Consider the following 19021-nt stretch of genomic DNA (forward strand, 5'->3'; position numbering starts at 1 on the left):
ACCGCAGGGACGCTTCGTATCGGGGTGCAGGGCCAGGGCTGGGTGCCTCGATGAGTTGGGTGCAGGGGCTGCGGGTCGGGGGGCGGGCTTGCGCCCCAAGGTGGCGTTCGGTGCGTGGGGTGCGCTCAATGTGGCATTGGGTGCGCATCCCGGCAGGCGGGCGGGGGTCGTGAAGGGCTCCTTGAGGGAATCTAGGTCCGTGAAGGGGCCCCTCACGGGACAGCGGCCGGTCGTGAGGGGACCCCTGAGGGAATCAGCGTCCGTGAAGGTGGCCCTCGCGGACAAAACCCAAGCACGCCCGCGTGCGAGAAAACCTCCGAAAGCCGTGAAGGGCTCCTTGAGGGAATCGGTGTCCCGCAAGGAGCCCTTCACGGCCAGACAGTGCGTCAGTAGGTCGGCAGGCTCGGGTCGATCTGCCGGGCCCAGGCCAGGACTCCGCCGCCCAGGTGGGTGGCGTCCTTGAAGCCTGCGGCGTGCAGGGCGGCAAGGGCCTCGGCCGAGCGGGCGCCGGACTTGCAGTGCAGGACGATCGGCTTGTCCTGCGGCAGTTCCGCCAAGGCCTCGCCGGACAGGATGCGGTCCTTCGGGATCAGCGTGGCGCCCTTGATGTTGACGATCTCGTACTCGTGCGGCTCGCGGACGTCGATCAGCGCGAAGTCCTCGCCCGAGTCGAACTTCGCCTTGAGTTCCGCGGGCGTGATCGTGCTGCCGGACGCGGCCGACGCGGCCTCTTCCGACACCACTCCGCAGAAGGCCTCGTAGTCGATCAGTTCGGTGATCTTCGGGGTCTCCGGGTCCTTCCGGATCTTGACCTCGCGGTACTTCATCTCCAGCGCGTCGTAGGAGATCAACCGCCCGAGCAGCGGCTCTCCGATGCCGGTGATGAGCTTGATCGCCTCGGTCACCATGATCGAGCCGATCGACGCGCACAGCACGCCCAGCACGCCGCCTTCGGCGCAGGACGGGACCATGCCGGGGGGCGGCGGCTCGGGGTACAGATCCCGGTAGTTGAGACCCTTGCCGTTCGGGGCGTCCTCCCAGAAGACGCTGACCTGGCCCTCGAACCGGAAGATCGAACCCCACACGTACGGCTTGCCGAGCAGCACCGCCGCGTCGTTGACCAGGTAGCGGGTGGCGAAGTTGTCCGTGCCGTCGAGGATCAGGTCGTACTGCCGGAAGATCTCCAGCGCGTTCGCCGACTCGAGCCGTTCGGTGTGCAGGTGCACCTTGACCAGCGGGTTGATCTCGGCGATGGACTCCTGCGCCGACGCGGCCTTGAGCTTGCCGACGTCGGACTGGCCGTGGATCACCTGGCGCTGCAGGTTGGATTCGTCGACGACGTCGAAGTCGATGATGCCGAGCGTGCCCACGCCGGCCGCCGCCAGGTACAGCAGCGCCGGGCTTCCCAGGCCGCCCGCACCGATGACCAGGACCTTCGCGTTCTTCAACCGCTTCTGCCCGACCACCCCGACGTCCGGGATGATCAGGTGACGGCTGTACCGGGCCACCTCTTCCTTGGTGAGCTCGGCTGCCGGCTCGACGAGCGGCGGCAGTGCCGTGTCTGACATCGGGTCCTCCATACTCGCGCGGGTCGCGTAGTCGATCCCAGTATGTTCAACGCCCGCCCGCAAGGGACACTTCCCTGCTCTCAGATCGTGGGACGTTGTTACTGGCCGGGCGGAGTCGGGTTCGGCCACGCGTTCGGCTTGCACACGCGATGGTCCGCGGCGACCTTGCCCTTGTCGCCGCCGGGGATGTTGTTGAGCATCGCGACGTAGTCGTCCGCGACCCCGAACGACTGCTGCATCATCACCGGCGCCGGCTGATCGTTTCCTGGGCAGCCCACGTGATTGTTGCCCAGCGCGTGCCCGACCTCGTGGTTGATCGCGTACTGCCGGTAGCCCGTCATGTCCGAGCCGTAGACCTTCGCGCCGCGCACCCAGCGCGACAAGTTGATCAGCACGCGGCCCATGCTGCGCCGGTAGCAGGAGGCCTCGAACTTGATCTGGAACCCGCACGCGTCCGGCCGGTGCGTGGTGTCCGGCGTGGTGAGGCTCACCCGGAAACTCGGGTTCGGATAGCTCGCGTCGACCCGTTGCAACCGGATCTCGCCGTTCCACGTCCAGCTGCGCGGATCGGACAAAATGCCCTGCACCGCGGCCCCGAAGCTGTCGTCGCCGGCGTAGCTCGCCGGATCGATGCCGTCCTCGACCTCGACGGTGTAGGTGTAGAGCTTCCCGCTCTTGCCCACGACGTCACTGGACCCGGGCACGATGTGCCAGGTGCCCTTGCCGGTCTGCGTGAACGGGCCGCCGCTGGGCAGGTCGGCGGTGGGCACGTTGAGGTTCACCGGCTGCGCGGGGTTCTCCGGGATGCCGCCGCCCCCGTCGATCGCGCCGGAGGACGTGTCGCCGGACGCGACCTCGCCGCTGCTGCCGGTGCCCGCTTCGGGCGAGCTGGTGGCGGTGTTGACCGCGACCAGCACGGTGATCACGGCCAGGATCGGCAGCGCGTACACGCGCCAGCCGTACGTCCTCACGAACCGGGCGAACGTCGACTTCTGCTTCTTCGGCGCCGGGCGCTTCTCGGAGCTGTCGTCCTTGGGTTTCCAGGCGGCGGCGAGCGGCTCGGCGCTGGTGCGCCTGCCGCCGGGCCGGTACCGGTCCTCGCCCACGCGCTGGGCGGGTTTCCGCGCGGGCCGGTACTGGCCGACGCGCGGCGAATCGGACTCCGGATCCCCGACTCTGGAGGACGCTGAACGCCGGGCCGACCCGGCGGTCGGGCCCCGCCGGTCCTTCGCTCGCGCGTCCTGCTTCAGCCGGTCCACCGACCCAGGGTGCCACACGGCCGCGCCGTTCCCGGAAGCGACTGGCGGGCTCCCCAGCGATCCGCGGTCCCCCGTTCGGGCTACCAGGAGCCGTCGTCCGCGCCCTCCCACAAGCCGAGCACGGCACGGGCCACCGCCTGCGGACGCTCCATCTGCGCGACGTGTCCGGTGCGCGGCAGGACCAGCAGCCGGGCACGCGGAATCGTCTGCGCGGTCCGCAGCGCGCGCTTCACCGAGATCACCCGGTCGTGGAGTCCCCAGACGACCAGCGTCGGGGCCTGGACCTGTTTGGCGACCGACCACAGCGAAGCGGCGCCGAGCGCGGTCCAGCGCCGGAAGATGCCGAACGTGCTGCGTTCCATCGCGGCCAGCGCCCACGGGAACCCGGCGCGGGCGGAGTGCTCGTCGACCAGTTCGTCCAGCCGGGCGTCCGGGAACCGCGACGGGTCGTGGAAGCACAGCTTGATGACTTGCGCGGCGCGTTCGCGGGCGGTCATCCCGGCCATCCGGCGGCGCACCCGCGCGCCGATCACCGGCAGGTAGGCCAGCGCCATCATCGGGTCGGAGAGCCGGCGCGGGTCCGGACGGCGGTCCGGCATCGCCGGGGAGATCAGGGTGAGAGTTCTCACCAGCTCCGGCCGCCGCGCGGCGACCAGCAGTGAGATCGCGCCGCCCATCGAGTTGCCGAGCAGGTGCACCGGTTCGCCGAGCCGCTCCAGCCTGCCCGCGATGACCTCGGCGTGGTCGTCGAGGCTGTAGGCAAACCCTTCCGCGGGCTCCGAATAGCCGAATCCGGGCAGGTCAACAGCCTGTCCGGGCGCGGTCGGGGCGAGCAGCGCGGCGAGGTCGGTCCAGTTCGTGGACGAGCCGCCGAGCCCGTGCACGTACACCGCGGGCGTGCCGTCCGGCCCGGGCGTGTGCCGGATGTGCAGGCCGTCCTCGACCGTTCCCGGCCAGGCCGGCAGCGCCCCGTCGAGCGGCGGAAGGGGCGTAGTCGACAATGGCACCTGGGTCACCGGCGGGCGGACGGCCGCCGCGGTGGTGGGGCGGGAGGTCGTGGTCGTCACCAGTCCAGGATGCCTGACCCTTGGCATTTCGGGCGTACCCACGAGTAATGTCAGGTTCACTTCACGCGGTGGTGAACCCGCCCGGCGAAGGCTGCGGACGGAGGAAGAATGACGGAGATGGCGCGACTGCAACGAGGCGTCCGGTTGCCCCGGACCGAGCGCCGGGCCCAGTTGCTGACGGCCGCGCAGCGCGTCTTCGCCGAGCACGGCTACCACGCGGCGGCGATGGACGAGATCGCCGAGGAGGCCGGCGTCAGCAAGCCGGTGCTCTACCAGCACTTCCCCGGCAAGCTCGACCTGTACATCGCGCTGCTCGAAAGCCACGTCGACGACCTGGTCGCCCGGGTGCAGGGCGCGCTGAACTCCACCACGGACAACCGCCAGCGCGTCCCGGCCACGGTCGGCGCGTTCTTCGACTTCGTGAACAACGACGCGGGCGCGTTCCGCATGGTCTTCGAGTCCGACCTGCGCGGCGAGCCCGCCGTCCAGGAGGCGGTGGACCGCGCGACCTCGGCCAGCGTCGAGGCCATCACCGAGACGATCACCTCCGACGCCGGGCTGGACGAGGAGAAGGCCCGGCTGCTGGCCGTCGGCCTGGTCGGGATGAGCCAGGTCAGCGCACGCTACTGGCTGCAGCACAACCAGTCGATGAGCCGCGAGGACGCGGTCGCGCTCACCGCGAACCTCGCCTGGCGCGGCATCGGCGGCGGCTTCCCGCTCAAGGACAACTGACCCCCGTGCGCGTGGTCGCGGTGCCGGGCACGCTCTGCAGCCCGCGGATCTACTCCCCGCTGGCTTCCGCGCTGCCCGACGAACTGGACGCGGTCGACTGGATGACCACTCCGGGACCCTGGCGGATCGAAGACGTCGCGGCGCGGGTCGCCGACCGGATCGAGCAGCACGGCGACCCGGTCACCCTGATCGGGCATTCCACGGGCGGCTGCGTCGCGGCGGTCGTCGCGGCCACCCGGCCGGAGCTGGTGTCCGGGCTGCTGCTCGCGAACACCGGCGCGCACATGCGCGGGCACGGCGACGTCGACCGGATCCTCGCCACGATCGCCTCGGCCTGGGGCCCGGAACTGCACGCGGCCGTCCTCGACCGGTCGTTCGCCAGCCCGCTGCCGCCGGACCTGCGCGCTGAACTGCTCGGCTACGCCGCCCGCGTCCCGGCCGAAGCCGCGCTGGAAGTCCTGACGAGCCAACGGGATCTGGACCTCACGCCGCGGCTGGCGTCGATCCGCTGCCCGGTCACGGTGCTGCACGGAATCCACGACCGGGCCCGCACGCTCGCGGACGCCCAGCACCTCGTCGCCCACCTGCCCGGCAGCGAACTCGTCACCGTCGAAACCGGGCACTCGCCGATCTGGGAAGACGTCCCGGCCACCGTCGCCGCGCTCGACCGGTTCCGCTAGCTCATTCGCGCGGTTTTCGCTGGCGCGGAACCGATCTCGCCGCGCCCGGCAGTTCGACCAGCAGTTGCTCGAGGTGGACCGGTTCCGGCGGGGTGCCGCGCTGATCGGTCAGCCAGTCGTCGGATTTGCCCCGCCGGGCCGGTTGTCCGCCATCCGACACCAGGGCGACGTAACAGCCGTAGTCGATGGCGAACCCGTCGTAGAGCGTGCCCGGTCGCTTCCGGTTGACGATGCCGCGGCGCACCAGGTGAATGAGCCGGGCGTCGTGCAGATCGCGGATGGTCTCGTCGTGGGCGCCGCTGGCGTGCTCCAGCAGAAACGCGCGCGAACGCCGCCGGCCGACTACCTCGTCGACCAGCCACCGAAGCGTCGTCAAGGCCGATTCGTTCCCGGCGATGGCGGCGTATTTGTCCCGCAGATACCAGTCCTGCGCGGCTTGCCGGACGTGCCGGATCCCGATCGTCGCCGTGTTCGCGTGCTGCGCGGCCAAGGCGGCGATGTTGATCGCGTCCCGGGGGACGCCCTCGGCCGCGCGCACGAGCTCGGGAAACGCGGTGCGGCTGAACGCGGTAGCCACGAATTCCGCGGCGTCGTCGGTCACCGGCATCCGCGGTCGTACGTGATTGAGGAACAGTTCGGCGAAAAACTGCCTCGACTGGGTCCGGCCGTGATCGAACCGGAGCACGTCGTCGAAGCTGACCGCGGAGGCCGCGTCCGCGCCGACCTCGATGCCGACGTAATCGCCTTCGCCGCCTGGTTCGCGGAATCGGGACCGACGTTCGATCGCCGCGATCTTGACCGTCGTCCCGCGCGTCGGGAGCACGCTGCGGCGCAGCAGATCCGCCAGCAACGGTTGCAGCTCAAGAGGAATCGAACTCCACTCGTCCAGCAGCAGCCACAGCCGGGCCGGCGCCAACGCGGCCGTGATCCGGGCCAACGCCCGGCTGAGCGGCCCGAAAATGACCTGATGATGCTCGGTCCCGGTGCGCCGCAACCGATCCGAAGCGGTCACCGAATGCCGGCTGCTGCCCGACATCGTCACGTGGCCGCGCGGGCCGCCGACTCCCCAGGACGCCGACGCCCCGGCGCTGGTCGCCTGCTCCGCGGAACCCCCGACCGTGGTTTCGCGCTCGACGTTGCCGACGACCTCGACCGTCGTCGCCGCCTCGGTCAGCTCGTCCAGTCCCTGCAGCAAGCCTTCCTGGTCGGAAACCCGCTTCTCGATCGCCGTGGTCAGCAGCTGTTCGTGCACCGCTTCCAGCGTGTCCACCAGCAGCTGAGTGCCCCGAAGCGAAACCGGCAGCTGCTGATTCGCGTACAGGCCGCTGGTGGAACCGATCGTGCGCAAATCCAGGTATACCGCGACATCGCGGGTTTCCTCGACCAGATCGGCCAGGTAAAGCAAGGCATGCGTCTTCCCGGTGCCGCGGCGGCCGTAGAAGATCTGGTGGTCGGCGGAATGCAACATCGCCGAAAACGACCCGGCCACCACGAAGGTCTTGGCCAGCGTATGCCGGTCCACGCTCTCCGCCCGCCGGGAAATCGCCATCAGGCTCCGGTTGACGTGCGCGCTCAGCGGCTGCCCCATGCCCGTCCTGTTCTGTCGGCGACATCCCAGCCACCCAGCGTGACAGCGCCGGGCGGCCGAGAACAGCCGACAGTCAGGTACGAGCGCGAACGCGCACGGTCACGAAACCCGAAGCAACGCCCCGATTCGTTTCGCGACCTCGCCCGCGCGTTCCTGCGGAAGCATGTGCCCCGCACCGGGAAAACGGACGAACTCCGCGTCCGGCAGCTCGTCCGCGATCACTTTCGCGTGCGCCAGCGGGCACAGCCGGTCCTTCTCCCCCGCCAGCACCACGGACGGAGTACCGCGCAAGGTCGCCAGCGCGACCCGGCGGTCGTGCGTCGAAATCGCGTCCTGGAACGCGCCGAGACTCGCCGGATGCGCGCACAACAGCTGCTCCGCCACCAGCCGGAGGTCCGCCCGCCGCGGGTGGTCGCCGAACACGAGGAACCGCGCACCCGAACGCACCATCGCCGGGCTCAGCGGCAGCCGCTCGCCTTTGCGGTGCGACAACGCTTTCGCCAGCCGGCGCTCGAACCGCGCGGAGAACTGGCCCGCCATTCCGGGCAGCCCCAGCGTGATCCGGTCCATCTGCCCCGACGACGTCGCCACGAACGCCGCGCCGACCACCCGGTCCCGGACCAGCTCCGGATGCCGTTCGGCGAGCGCCATCATGGTCATGCCGCCCATCGAATGCCCGGCGAGCACCAGCGGACCCGACGGCACGCGCGCGGCGATCAGCTCGGCCAGATCGTCGGCCAGCCGCGGAATCGTCCCGGTCTCCCTGGTCGCGGGCGCGGAACCGCCGTGCCCGCGCAGGTCGTAGCGCAGCGTCCGGACGCCCGGGCCGAGGTGCTCCATGACCCCGTCCCACGTGCGGTGGTCCTGCGTCCAGCCGTGCACCAGCACCAGCGTCACCGCGGCATCGGCCGGGCCGCTCAGCTCGACGTGCAGCGCACAGCCGTCACTGGTGACGAACCGGTGCTCCCGGGCCGGGTTGCGCAGCCGTTCGACGGTAGTCATTTCGCCTCCGCGGGAAAAAGTACGTCGGCGGTAGTCATTTCGCCTCCGCGGGAAAAAGTACGTCGGCAGTAGTCATTTCGCCTCCGCGGGAAAAAGTACGTCGGCGGTAGTCACTTGCCCTCCGGAAGCAGGAAAGACTTGCGCCAGAACGGTTTCCCGGGCAGCCCGACCAGGCCGGACTCCTGCAGGAACGGCATGATCTTCTCCCCGGCCCACGCGATCGTCGCGCGCCAGTGCGGGTTGTTCAGCGCCGTCTCGACGCCCTCGCGCGGCCGGATCCCGACCGCCTTGTAGACGTTCGGGTTGATGAACGCGCGCGTCACGAAGTACGAGATCAGCGCGATGCTGAACTGCTGGTAGGCGATCTCCGCGCGGCCGAGCTTCGCCATGCCGCGGGTGACTTCCTCGCGGGCGAAGGTGACGTGCCGCGCCTCTTCCAGCACGTGGATCCGGTTGACCATCCGCACCAGCGGCTGGATCTGGTCGTCGTTCATCTGCTCGCGCTGCAGCCGGTCGAGCACCTCCTCGGCCACCAGGATCGCGCCGTAGCGCGCCGGGCCGTAGGAAATCGTCGGCATCAGCTTCGCGACCTGCCGCAGCACCGGCACCGGACCGTAGGTCGGGCAGCCGATCCGCGCGGACATCCGCGCGAACATCGTCGAGTGCCGGCATTCGTCGGCGATCTCGGTGAGCGCGAACTGCGCGTGCGCCGTCGTCGGGTCCTGCTCGTAGACCTCCTTGAGCAGCATCTGCATCAGGAGGATCTCGAACCACAGCCCGGTGGTCGCGATGCTGGCCATCTCGTGCTTGCCCAGCTCGATCCGCTGCTCCGGGCTCAGCCGGTCCCACAGCGGAGTGCCGTAGAGCGAAGAACGCTCCGGCAGGATGTACCGCTTGCCCTCGACGAGCGGCGCGTCCCAGTCGATGTCGACATCCGGGTCGTAGAACTTGTTCGCCGCCGACTTCAGCAACCGCTGTGCCGTCGTCTCCCGGTCGGTCACCTTCAGCGTCCGCGTCATCATCAGCCCCTTCCAGCGCCTGACTCGCCGTTGAATCGAGAAGCCGCGTCCCCGCCTGCCCCCACGAACATGTAACCCGTGGTAACAGTTACCTCTGGTAGCATGACCCCCGTGATCGAACGTGTCAAGCGCTCCAGCAAGCAGTCCGGCAAGCAGGCGGCCGACACCGAGACGGGCTCCGGCGGCACCGGGGACGCCCGCCGCGATCGCTGGCGCAAGCACCGGATCGCCCGCCGCGCGGAGTTCGTCGAAGCGGCGCTGCGCGCGCTCGACGCGCACGGTCCAGAGCTCGGCATGGAGGACGTCGCGGCGGAAGCCGGCGTCACGAAACCCGTGCTGTACCGGCATTTCGAGGACAAGGCCGACCTATACGTCGCGCTCGGCCAGCGCGGCACGGAGATCCTTTTCGAGCGGCTGATCCCGGCGATCAACGCGGAGCTCGCGCCGGTCCCGCGGATCCGGATGGCGCTCGACGCGTTCTTCGGCGTCATCGAAGAGCACCCGAACCTGTACCGCTTGCTGGCACACGGCGGGCTGCCGGGCAAAACCGCCGATTCGGACGTCGTCGCGGAGGACAAGGAGGTCATCGCCACCGCGCTGACCGCCCTGCTCGGCGACTACATGCGGATGTTCAACATGGACTCCGGCGCGGCCGAACCGTGGGCGCACGGGATCGTCGGCATGGTCCAGAGCACCGGCGAATGGTGGCTGGACCGGCGCTCGATGGGCCGCGATTCGGTGGTCGAGTACCTCACCCAGATCATCTGGGCGGCGATCGACGGGCTGACCCGCCAGCAGGGCGTGGTGATCGACCCGAACCTGCCGCTCGAGGAGAACAAGGTCGTCCAGCTCGGACGCACCGAGAACGACACCGCCGCCGGCAACGAGGCCGGCTGACGAGAGGACCCCGGATGAGCGACGAAGACGGCTACACCGGCTCGGCGACGCTGGTCGTCGACGGCACGGAAATCGCCGCGGACGTCGATCTGCGCGGCTATTTCCAGCCGATCGACGGTTATTACCACTGGTACGGCCGCGTCGCCGCGAACCCGGAGCTGGCCGAGGCGATCGGGGGGCGCAAGAAGGCGTGCGAGGTGCGGATCGGCGAGCACCGGTCCGAGGGCGAGCTGTCCGATCCGGATCCGTGGGGCCGCTACCGGCTCACCGGCACGTCCACGCCGCCGTTCTCGGTCCCGAAGACGCTGGCCGAAGTCGAGGAAGCCACCGCCTGACCCACCCGCTGACCACGCGAAAGGCCGCCCCGGAGAGCGCCCGGAGCGGCCTTTCGCGTACGGCTGTATCAGTCGCCGACGCCGAACCCGACCTTGCGGACGTCGGACGGGGCGATCTCGACGTACGCGATGCGGTCGGACGGGACCAGGTACTTGCGGCCCTTCTCGTCGTTGAGGCGGAAGAGCCCGTCACCGGCCGTCAGCGCCTCGGCGACCAGTTTCTCCACCTCGTCGGGAGTCTGGCCACTGGACACCACCAGCTCGCGCGGCGTGTCCTTGATGCCGATCTTGACCTCCACGTGGGACCTCCGCTGGAAACTCGTTGTGACTACGCCCGGCAAGGCTAACCGAAGCGGGCCGCCGCGGTGGCGTGCGACCGGAAGGTGACTCGCGACCACTCGCTCAGCCCAGCCCCAGCGCCTGCATGCGCTTGGTGTGCCCTTGCTGCAACCGGCGGAACAGCGCGCCGATTCCCGCGAGATCGCCGGACCCGGCGATGATCAGCTCGGCCAGCCCGTCGCGTTCGGCCACCACGTACTGCGCCTGGGTGAGCGCCTCGCCGAGCAGCCGCCGCCCCCACAGCGCGAGCTTGTCGCGTGCCTTCGGGTCGGCCTTGATCCCGGCCGCGACTTCGCGTTCGGCGAACGCCGAATGCCCGGTGTCGGCGAGCACCGTCAGCACCAGGTCCTTGGTCTCCGGGTCCAGCCAGTTGGCGACCTCGCGGTAGAGGTCGGCCGCGAGCCCGTCCCCGACGTACGCCTTGACCAGCGACTCCAGCCACGATTTGGGCCGGGTAGAGGCGTGCCAGGCGTCCACTTGGGACACGAAGGGGGCCATCGCGTCCTCGACCGCGACGCCGTTCGCGGCCAGATGCTTCGAAAGCAGATCGAGGTGCCCGATCTCGGCGGCCGCCATCGAGGCGAGCGCGGCGCGGCCGGCGAGCGTCGGCGCGCTGCGGGCGTCCTCGGCCATCCGGTCGAACGCGGACAGTTCCAGGTAGGCGATCACGCCGAGCAGGTCGACGACGCCTTCGCTGATCGTGGGCGGGGATACGGCGGACGCCGCGGGCGCGGCGGCTTCGGCGGGGTCGGTCACGGCGACGAGGGTATCGCCGAACCGCAGGCCCGTGCCGCGAAGAGACCGATCCCACGCCGCGCCGCCGCTCCCGGTATTCCCCGGAAAAGACCTGACCAGGTACACTGCGAATGGATCAACAGAAGCTTCGCCGCACCGGCCCCCCTTTTTCCGAGAGGTCCCAGGAGCGGCGGGAACCAGGCGAGCGGCCGGTGCCACCAGGGCGACCGGAGTTCGCCGCAAGTGTGCGTGCACGCCTCCCAGCGGCATTCCCGGGAGGGCGGCTCCGGCACCACTGGCCTCCGCTGAAGAGGCCGCGGTGCGAGTCAGGCCCCCGGTCGAGTGTCGAGTGACAACCGGCCTGTGCGCGCTGGTCACGAGAGAGGCGATCACCCTGACCGCAGAACAGTCCACAACCGAACAGACCGAAACCGCGCAGACCACCGCCGCTGTCGCCCTCGAGCACAGCGAAAACGGACCGGCCGCGCTGGACACGTCGCACCCGCTGCAGGCCGGTGCCCCGGTGACCGAGGAGTCGCCGACGTTCGCGTCGTTCGGAGTGAAACCCGAAATCGTCAAAGCGCTCGAGGAAGCGGGCATCGAGCGCACCTTCGCCATCCAGGCGCTGACCCTGCCGCTCGCCATGGCCGGCGACGACCTCATCGGCCAGGCCCGCACCGGCATGGGCAAGACGCTCGGCTTCGGCGTCCCGCTGCTGCACCGCGTGCAGGTGCCCGGCGACGGCACCCCGCAGGTGCTGGTCGTGGTGCCCACGCGCGAGCTGTGCATCCAGGTCGCGAACGACCTGAAGGGCGCGGGCAAGCACCTCGGCATCCGCACGCTGGCGATTTACGGCGGACGGCCGTACGAGCCGCAGATCGAGGCGCTGCGCAAGGGCGTCGACGTCGTCATCGGCACGCCGGGCCGGCTCCTCGACCTCGCCGAACAGCAGCACCTGGTGCTCGGCAAGATCCGCGGGCTCGTCCTCGACGAGGCCGACGAGATGCTGGACCTCGGCTTCCTGCCGGACATCGAGCGGATTCTCCGGATGGTGCCGGACGAGCGGCAGACGATGCTGTTCTCCGCCACGATGCCGGGCCCGATCATCACGCTCGCGCGGACGTTCCTGAACCAGCCCACGCACATCCGGGCCGAGGAGAACGACGCGGGCGCGGTGCACGAGCGCACGGCGCAGTTCGTCTACCGGGCGCACTCGATGGACAAGACGGAGCTGATCGCGCGGGCGCTGCAGGCCGAGGGCCGCGGGCTCACGATGATCTTCAGCCGCACCAAGCGCACCGCCCAGAAGGTGGCCGACGACCTGGTGGAACGCGGTTTCGCCGCGGCCGCGGTGCACGGCGACCTCGGTCAGGGCGCGCGCGAGCAGGCGCTGCGCGCGTTCCGCTCGGGCAAGGTCGACGTGCTGGTGGCGACCGACGTCGCGGCGCGCGGCATCGACATCGACGACGTCACGCACGTGATCAACTACCAGTGCCCGGAGGACGAGAAGACCTACGTGCACCGCATCGGCCGCACCGGCCGCGCGGGCCGCACCGGCGTCGCGATCACCCTGGTCGACTGGGACGAGGAACCGCGCTGGAAGCTGATCTCGGACACGCTGGGCCTCGACCTGGCGGAGCCGGTGGAGACGTACTCGTCGTCGCCGCACCTGTTCAGCGACCTGGGCATTCCGGAGGGCACGAAGGGCCGCCTGCCGCTGTCGAAGCGCACGCGAGCCGGTCTGTCCGCGGAAAAGGAAGAGGACCTGGGCGGCAAGCGCCGAGGCCGCCGCGGTCCCGCCGCCGGTTCTTCGGACGAGGAAGCCCCGCGCAAGCGCAACCGGGCCCCGCGCAAGCGAACCCGCGGTGGCGCCCGCGCCGCGGCGGCCGTCGAAGCCGCGGACGCCGCCGCGTCGTCCCCGTCCGACCAGCAGGAAGAGCGCCCCCGGACCCGCCGCCGCACCCGCTCGGGAGCCGACGCGACCGGCCCGGCGACCTCCACCGGCAACGCGACCCCCGCGACGACGTCCGACTCCGGAGAAACCTCGGAACGCCCGGCCCGCCGCCGCCGTCGCCGCCGTTCGTCTGATACACCTGCGTCGGCAGACTGAGCGACACACCGGGAGTCAGTTACGTGAACGACCACGGGAACGGCACCGACGAAACGCCCCCCGAACCCGGATCGAACGTAGCGGGCACTCCCGACGAACGCCCCCGGCCGGATATTCCGGCCGGGGCATCCCTTTCGGATGGGTCGGCTCCGGAAGAGTCGGCTTCCCCTGACCGGGACGCGGTTTCGTCGTCTTCGGATGCTGGTGTGCCGACTTCCGGTGGGTCGACGGACAAGGCTTCTGATTCGGCGGACCGGCCTGCTGGCGACTCCGCTTCCGGCACGTCGCCCGTTTCGGGTGCGCGGGGCGCGGGCTCCGTCGCGACCGCCTCGGGCGATTCCCGCGAGCACACCCCCGCCACGCCGCCCACTCCCGGCGCGCAAGACGCAGGCCCCGCCTCGCCCGCCTCGGGCAGTTCTCGCGAGCACGCCCCTGCCACGCCGCCCACTCCCCGTCCGCAGGACACAGGCCCCGCCTCGCCCGCCTCCGGCGATTCCCGCGAGCACACCCCCGCCACGCCGCCCACGCCCCGTCCACAAGACGCAGGCCCCATCTCGCCCGCCCCGGGCAATTCCGGCGAGCACACCCCTGGCACGACCCCCGCTCCCGGTCCACAAGACCCAGACTCCGTCTCGCCCGCCCCAGGCAGGCCCGGCGAGCACGCCCCCGCCACGCCCACCCCGGGCAATTCCCGCGAGCACACCCCCGCCGCACCGCCCACGCCTGACTCGCCGACCGCCGACCCGGTCGCGCGACCTGGCGGAGCGGCTTCTGCCGAGCCCCACGGGCCGTACGCGGCAACATCCGGCACTGACGGGAACACTTCCGCCTCGTCGGCCCTGCCCAGCCCGGAGAACGCGGATCCGGCCGCTGAAGGCACTGTCTTCGAACCGGTCAAGTCCTCCCTGGACTCCCCCTCGACAGCCCCTGGCCCCGCCGAAAGCAGCGCCATCGCGTCGCCAGTCGCGGAAAACACTTCCGCAGGCCCCGCCGGCCGTGCGGAGACCACGCCCGCCGCGTCGGCCCTCCACCGCACGGAGACCGCCGAAAACACTCCCGCCGGCCCGGTCAAGCCCTCCGCGGACACCCCAACCCCCGCCGGAAGCAGCGCCACCGCAGCGGCCCTCCCTGGCGTGCCTGCCGAAGACCCGACCGTCGCGAAGGCTGGCCGCCATGCCGCCGTCCCGCCGGTCACGGCTGAGGAACAAACCGGCCCGATCGCGCGCGTCACCGACGAACCGGCCGGAGTCAGCAGCACTGCCGCCGGGTCGTATGGTTCCGAAAACCTCCTTCCCCGCCCGTCCGCGGCGGATTCCGTTGCGCCGCCGGGGAAAGCTCGCCGTTCGCCGTGGAATCGCGGGCGGGACCGGCTGATCGCGGGGGCGATCGTCGTCGTGGTCGCGGTGGTCGCCGCGATCGTCGCCGCCACCAGCGACAACCTGCACACCAGCCGCGCGCTGGCCGCTCCGCCGCCCGCGCTCCCCGCGCCGCCGAACGCCGTGCCCGGGTCGATGACGCAGCTGTGGCAGGCCCCGAGTTCGGCGACCCCGATCCCGATCGGACAGTCCGACACCGTCACCACGGCGGACGGCAGCGAGGTCGCCGGTCGTGATCCGCTCACCGGGCAGATCCGCTGGCACTACACCCGCGAAAACCTGCAACTGTGCACTGTGGACACCGCGTGGGGCAGGGTGAACGCGGTGTACCACAAGAGCATGGGCTGCAGCGAGGTCACCCAGCTCGACCCGGCCACCGGCCGGATCACCGCTCAGCGCAACGGCGACGCCGAACTCGGCACCCGCCTGGTCAGCGACGGCAGCCACGTCACGACCACCGGCAAACATCTCCTCGACACGTGGCGCGACGATCTCGTGAAGAGCATGGAGTACGGCAAGGTCCCGTTCCTGCAAAACGCGAACAAACAGCCCCGCCCCAACTGCACCTACGGCACGGTAGCAGCCGCCGCCGACAAAATCGGCGTGATCGAACGCTGCCCCGGCGACCGCACGGACCGCCTGACCGTCTACAAGGCGACCGCCGAACACGAGGACGAACCGAAGGTCACCTACACCGCCCTGCTGGCCGGGAAGCGGGCCAGGGTGATCGCCATGTCGGGCGACCTCACCGGAGTGCTGCTGCCGGACCAGAAGCTGTACGTCGTCTACGGCGCGGACGGTACGCAAAAAGCCGCGTACCCCATGGATCTCCCCGCTTCGGACACGGCGAACGATCCGGTCGGCGGCACCGAAGCGACCACCCGCACGGCGGCGGGAATCTACTGGTACAGCGGCTCCAAAACCGTTGCCCTGTCCCGAGACGACCTGTCTCCCCGCTGGACCCTGGACGGCACGCTCGGCCCCGGAATCACCTTCGCGTCCCAGCTGGTAGTGCCCATCCGCGGCGGCCTGGCGGTGCTGGACGAAACGAACGGCGCGACGCTACGGACAGTCGGCGTCGACCGGGGCTCCTATACCGGCCCCGTCCGCCTCACCGCGCTGGGCCCGGTGCTGCTGGAACAACGCGGCCCGAACGTCGCCGCCCTGCGCTAGCTGGCTCAGAACCACCACAACACACTGAACGCCACCCCTGCGACGACCAGCACCCCAACCCCCGCAGCCACCGCCACTTTCCCCACGCGACGGTCGGCAACCCGTTGCAGCGCAAACATAATTAGCGCCGCGACCGGATGCCCGACCAGCTTGAGCACGCCCGGCCCGGGTGCGCCGTTCACGAGGCACAACACGCCCACGACAAGCACGCCGACCGCCAGGACCGCCATTCCCGCAGCGACTGAGCCGGTGAACCCGCGCCACCACCGTCCACGCGGTTTGCGCTTCGCGGACGCCCCGTAGTGCTCGGGTGCCGCCTTGGCTAGCGTCTCGCCGCCGGTTTCCTCAGGCGCGGGTGTTTCCTGGACAACCGCGTTCTCCCGGCTGGTGACCGCGTCGTCGGCCGACGCCGAGTCCTGGATAACTGCGCTATCACCGAGCGCCGAGTCTTGCGGGCTTCGCGACGGCTGGATTCGGCGGTCTGACACCGGCGGCACCGGGACTGGCGTGGTCGCTGGGCCGGAGTTCGGTCCGGACAACGTCGCTGGCGACTGCGCCTCTGCTGCCTCGCGCACGGTGCGATTGCTTGCCGCTGAGTCATGGATAACCTCAGCTGTGTGCCCCGCTGCCGCACCGTCGTTCTCGGGCTGGCGGCGGGTCACGTCGTGGTCCGCGACCGCGCGATCCTCCGTCGCCGCACCGCCATCGATAGCGGAGCCACCGTTCGTGCGCGCAGCATCGGCGCGGCCTGCCAGGCGACCAGCAGCCGCATGACCATCCACCGCCGCGCCGCGACCGTCGTCCACACCACCGGCACCTGCACGACCGTCCCCCGCCGCGCGGGTAGCAGCCACATGACCGTCCACTGCCGCGCCGCTGCCGTCCTCCACACCACCGGCACGCGCATGACCGTCCCCCACCGCGCAGGTAGCGGCCGCACGACCATCCACCGCCGCGCCGCGACCGTCGTCCACACCACCGGCACCTGCACGACCGTCCCCCGCCGCGCGGGTAGCAGCCACATGACCGTCCACTGCCGCGCCGCTGCCGTCCTCCACAGCACCACCAGCGCGCGCACGACCGTCTCCCACTGCGCGGGTAGCGGCCGCACGACCATCCACCGCCGCACTGCCACCGTCGTCCACCGCACCACCGGCACCCGAACGACCGACCCCCGGCGCGCGGGTAGCGGCCGCGCGATCTTGAGCCGCAGCCCCGTTCGTCGCGCCGCCAGTCACAGTCGCGCTGCCGTTCCGGCCCGCGGCGTCCGCACGACTACGGCTCCCCATCCGACGCTGCTCCCTGTCGTTCCCCACCGCGGCGAGATCTTTCCCAGCGGCACCGCGAACGTCCCGGGCCTCAGCCCCACGAACGTCGCGATCTTCAGCCGCCACACCACGAACCGCCCCATCACCCGCGGCACCGCGAACGTCCCGATCTCCGGCCGCCACACCGCGAACCGCCCCGTCAGCACCGCGGCCGCGGACCCGGCCCCGCGCACCACCACTCCGGCCAGGGGTCGTTTCCTCGATGTCCGGTGCCGCCACGATTCTCGGGTCCAATCCACATCTCGGGAAATCCCTACGGCGCAAGCAAATCCCACGGTTGCGCGGCAGGAGCCGTCTGCTGTCCCGCCACGCAGCTCGGGCGGAAGTCGCACCATGCGCAGCGGCGGTCGGGGCGGGCGGGGAACAACGCGTCTCCGTCGCCGCCTGCGTCCAGGGTATCTGCTGCCATCCGCAAATCCCCGGCGGTCTCCTCGGCGCGTTCCAGGTGCCGCTTCAAGGTTTCCGGCGTGTGTTCCGCCGCGGCGATCGTTCCGGACGGCAGGTGGTGCAGCTCGACCTTCGTGCACGGCATCCGCAACGTGCGGCTCGCCGCCACCGCGTACATCGCCAGCGCCTGCGACGCGCGCGCCTCGTGTTCGTCCGGGGCTCGGCGGCCGGTTTTGTAGTCCACGATCACCAGTTCGCCGCCGCGCTGGTCGATGCGGTCGGCTCGGCCTTCGATGATCATCGTCGGGCGGCCTCCGGTGGTGCTGACCGGGGCGGAGACCCAGCGTTCCAAGCCGACCGGATCGTCGCTGACGTCGTTGTCCTCCACGTACTCCGCGACCCAGCCCTTCGCGCGCGCACGGTAGCGCGCGGCCTGGTCGTCGTCGGCGAAACCGGCGTCCTTCCAGTGTTCGGCCACCAGCGCGATCGCGCGCTGCGGCGTCCGTTTCGCCACCGGCAGGTCGAAAAGCGCCCGCAACGCGTTGTGCACCACCGCACCCAGCGTGCTGTGCGCCCACGGCCCGGTGCGCTGCGGCGTCGGCCGGTCGAGATACGCCAGCCGGTACCGGCGCGGACAATCGTCAAAGGTGCTCAGCCGCGCCGGCGACACCTTGGTGAGCCGCTGCGGTTGCTCGACGCCGAAGTCGAACCCCAGCTGTTCTTTCACGCCGCCCCCTTCCGTCGACGCCCACGCTACGCACCCCCACCGACACTTTCCGGCGCGGGCCGTCGGCTAACCGGCGCCGGCGATGAAGCCCTGCACCGAATTCGCGACCAGCTCGACCGCGATCGCGGCCAGCAGCAGACCGGCGATCTTGGCCAGGAGCGTGATGCCGCTTTCCTTGATCAGCCGGATGACCACGCCGGAGAACCGCATGCAGGTGTACAGCACGAAATGCACGGTCACGATCGCCAGCGCCAGCGCGATGTAGGCGCCGAGGTGACCGTCGGCCTGCCGGACGAACACGATGGTCGCCGCGATCGCACCCGGACCGGCCAGCAAGGGCGTGCCGAGCGGGACGAGGGCGACGTTGACATCCTCGGCCGCTTCGGGTTCGTTGCTGCCCGCGTTGCCGGTGAGCAGTTGCAACGCGATCAGCAACAGCAGCAGACCGCCCGCGCCCTGCAACGCCGGGATGCCGATGCCCAGATACGCCAGGATCGCCTGCCCGGCCACCGCGAACAGCGAGATGACCAGCAACGACACCAGCACCGCCTGCCGCGCGGCCTTTACCCGCGTCGCCATCGGTTTGCGGCCGACCAGGCTCAGGAACACCGGCACCGTGCCCGGCGGGTCCATGATCACGACGAGGGTGATCGTCGCGCTCATGAAGAGCTTGGCGTCGAAGAAATCCGAGACGGCCAT

Annotated in this window: 19 protein-coding genes; 6 read left to right on the forward strand and 13 right to left on the reverse strand. The window is 70.5% G+C overall.

Features of this window, described 5'->3' with window-relative positions; all coding sequences use genetic code 11:
- Positions 1 to 386: 386 nt before the first annotated feature.
- The 3 genes from moeZ to L942_RS00330 all read right to left on the reverse strand — a co-directional run bounded on the left by moeZ (position 387) and on the right by L942_RS00330 (position 3921).
- Positions 387 to 1568, reverse strand: coding sequence for an adenylyltransferase/sulfurtransferase MoeZ (moeZ, locus tag L942_RS00320; RefSeq protein ID WP_037353382.1), 1182 nt, complete (start codon positions 1566 to 1568; stop codon positions 387 to 389).
- Between the two features lie 98 nt (positions 1569 to 1666).
- Positions 1667 to 2827, reverse strand: coding sequence for a DUF3152 domain-containing protein (locus tag L942_RS00325; protein WP_037353266.1), 1161 nt, complete (start codon positions 2825 to 2827; stop codon positions 1667 to 1669).
- An 80-nt stretch (positions 2828 to 2907) separates the two neighbouring features.
- Positions 2908 to 3921, reverse strand: a complete 1014-nt coding sequence (locus L942_RS00330; protein ID WP_051165636.1) for an alpha/beta fold hydrolase — start codon at positions 3919 to 3921, stop codon at positions 2908 to 2910.
- Positions 3922 to 4002: 81 nt separating this feature from the next.
- Here L942_RS00330 and L942_RS00335 point away from each other — a divergent pair, with 81 nt between their 5' ends.
- Together L942_RS00335 and L942_RS00340 are read left to right on the forward strand one after the other, a co-directional pair.
- Positions 4003 to 4626: a TetR/AcrR family transcriptional regulator gene (locus L942_RS00335; RefSeq protein WP_037353270.1), complete on the forward strand. Its 624-nt coding sequence runs from the start codon at positions 4003 to 4005 to the stop codon at positions 4624 to 4626.
- Between the two features lie 5 nt (positions 4627 to 4631).
- A complete protein-coding gene (locus tag L942_RS00340) occupies positions 4632 to 5306 on the forward strand; it encodes an alpha/beta fold hydrolase (RefSeq protein ID WP_235078818.1) in 675 nt (224 codons plus the stop codon).
- Position 5307: 1 nt separating this feature from the next.
- Here L942_RS00340 and L942_RS00345 read toward each other — a convergent pair whose 3' ends face one another.
- From L942_RS00345 to L942_RS00355, 3 genes are all read right to left on the reverse strand, one after another.
- On the reverse strand, positions 5308 to 6894 hold the full coding sequence (locus L942_RS00345; protein ID WP_037353273.1) for a hypothetical protein: 1587 nt from the start codon (positions 6892 to 6894) through the stop codon (positions 5308 to 5310).
- 99 nt (positions 6895 to 6993) lie between these two features.
- Complete coding sequence (locus L942_RS00350; protein ID WP_037353275.1) at positions 6994 to 7896, reverse strand: alpha/beta fold hydrolase; 903 nt, start codon at positions 7894 to 7896, stop codon at positions 6994 to 6996.
- Between the two features lie 110 nt (positions 7897 to 8006).
- Entirely contained in the window at positions 8007 to 8915 is a 909-nt protein-coding gene (locus L942_RS00355; RefSeq protein ID WP_037353385.1) for an AurF N-oxygenase family protein, read from the reverse strand.
- 102 nt (positions 8916 to 9017) lie between these two features.
- Between L942_RS00355 and L942_RS00360 the strand changes: the two genes are divergently transcribed.
- Positions 9018 to 9812 carry a TetR/AcrR family transcriptional regulator gene (locus tag L942_RS00360; protein ID WP_037353278.1) on the forward strand — a complete coding sequence of 265 codons (795 nt, stop codon included), beginning with the start codon at positions 9018 to 9020 and terminating at the stop codon, positions 9810 to 9812.
- 14 nt (positions 9813 to 9826) lie between these two features.
- The gene (locus L942_RS00365; protein WP_037353281.1) at positions 9827 to 10147 is read left to right on the forward strand and encodes a DUF4873 domain-containing protein; all 321 of its coding nucleotides are present in this window, start codon (positions 9827 to 9829) and stop codon (positions 10145 to 10147) included.
- 68 nt (positions 10148 to 10215) lie between these two features.
- Here L942_RS00365 and L942_RS00370 read toward each other — a convergent pair whose 3' ends face one another.
- Both L942_RS00370 and L942_RS00375 read right to left on the reverse strand, forming a co-directional pair.
- A complete protein-coding gene (locus L942_RS00370; protein ID WP_037353283.1) occupies positions 10216 to 10446 on the reverse strand; it encodes a DUF3107 domain-containing protein in 231 nt (76 codons plus the stop codon).
- A gap of 103 nt (positions 10447 to 10549) precedes the next feature.
- Positions 10550 to 11242: a ferritin-like fold-containing protein gene (locus tag L942_RS00375; RefSeq protein ID WP_440201285.1), complete on the reverse strand. Its 693-nt coding sequence runs from the start codon at positions 11240 to 11242 to the stop codon at positions 10550 to 10552.
- Between the two features lie 502 nt (positions 11243 to 11744).
- Here L942_RS00375 and L942_RS00380 point away from each other — a divergent pair.
- Together L942_RS00380 and L942_RS00385 are read left to right on the forward strand one after the other, a co-directional pair.
- Positions 11745 to 13331: a DEAD/DEAH box helicase gene (locus L942_RS00380; RefSeq protein ID WP_162472733.1), complete on the forward strand. Its 1587-nt coding sequence runs from the start codon at positions 11745 to 11747 to the stop codon at positions 13329 to 13331.
- A 1217-nt stretch (positions 13332 to 14548) separates the two neighbouring features.
- Positions 14549 to 15880 carry an Rv3212 family protein gene (locus L942_RS00385; RefSeq protein ID WP_200862663.1) on the forward strand — a complete coding sequence of 444 codons (1332 nt, stop codon included), beginning with the start codon at positions 14549 to 14551 and terminating at the stop codon, positions 15878 to 15880.
- Between the two features lie 5 nt (positions 15881 to 15885).
- Here L942_RS00385 and L942_RS45160 read toward each other — a convergent pair whose 3' ends face one another.
- From L942_RS45160 to L942_RS00410, 5 genes are all read right to left on the reverse strand, one after another.
- Positions 15886 to 16542 carry a hypothetical protein gene (locus tag L942_RS45160; protein WP_235078820.1) on the reverse strand — a complete coding sequence of 219 codons (657 nt, stop codon included), beginning with the start codon at positions 16540 to 16542 and terminating at the stop codon, positions 15886 to 15888.
- Positions 16539 to 17015 carry a hypothetical protein gene (locus L942_RS00395; protein WP_158684396.1) on the reverse strand — a complete coding sequence of 159 codons (477 nt, stop codon included), beginning with the start codon at positions 17013 to 17015 and terminating at the stop codon, positions 16539 to 16541. The genes L942_RS45160 and L942_RS00395 overlap by 4 nt, the downstream gene beginning before the upstream one ends.
- A gap of 99 nt (positions 17016 to 17114) precedes the next feature.
- Positions 17115 to 17381, reverse strand: coding sequence for a hypothetical protein (locus tag L942_RS00400; protein WP_158684397.1), 267 nt, complete (start codon positions 17379 to 17381; stop codon positions 17115 to 17117).
- A gap of 80 nt (positions 17382 to 17461) precedes the next feature.
- Positions 17462 to 18322: a RecB family exonuclease gene (locus L942_RS00405; RefSeq protein ID WP_037353289.1), complete on the reverse strand. Its 861-nt coding sequence runs from the start codon at positions 18320 to 18322 to the stop codon at positions 17462 to 17464.
- Positions 18323 to 18388: 66 nt separating this feature from the next.
- Positions 18389 to 19021, reverse strand: a complete 633-nt coding sequence (locus tag L942_RS00410) for a MarC family protein (RefSeq protein WP_037353291.1) — start codon at positions 19019 to 19021, stop codon at positions 18389 to 18391.

Origin of the sequence: Amycolatopsis orientalis DSM 43388 (genome assembly GCF_000411975.1) — a bacterium.
GTDB lineage: Bacteria > Actinomycetota > Actinomycetes > Mycobacteriales > Pseudonocardiaceae > Amycolatopsis > Amycolatopsis orientalis_D.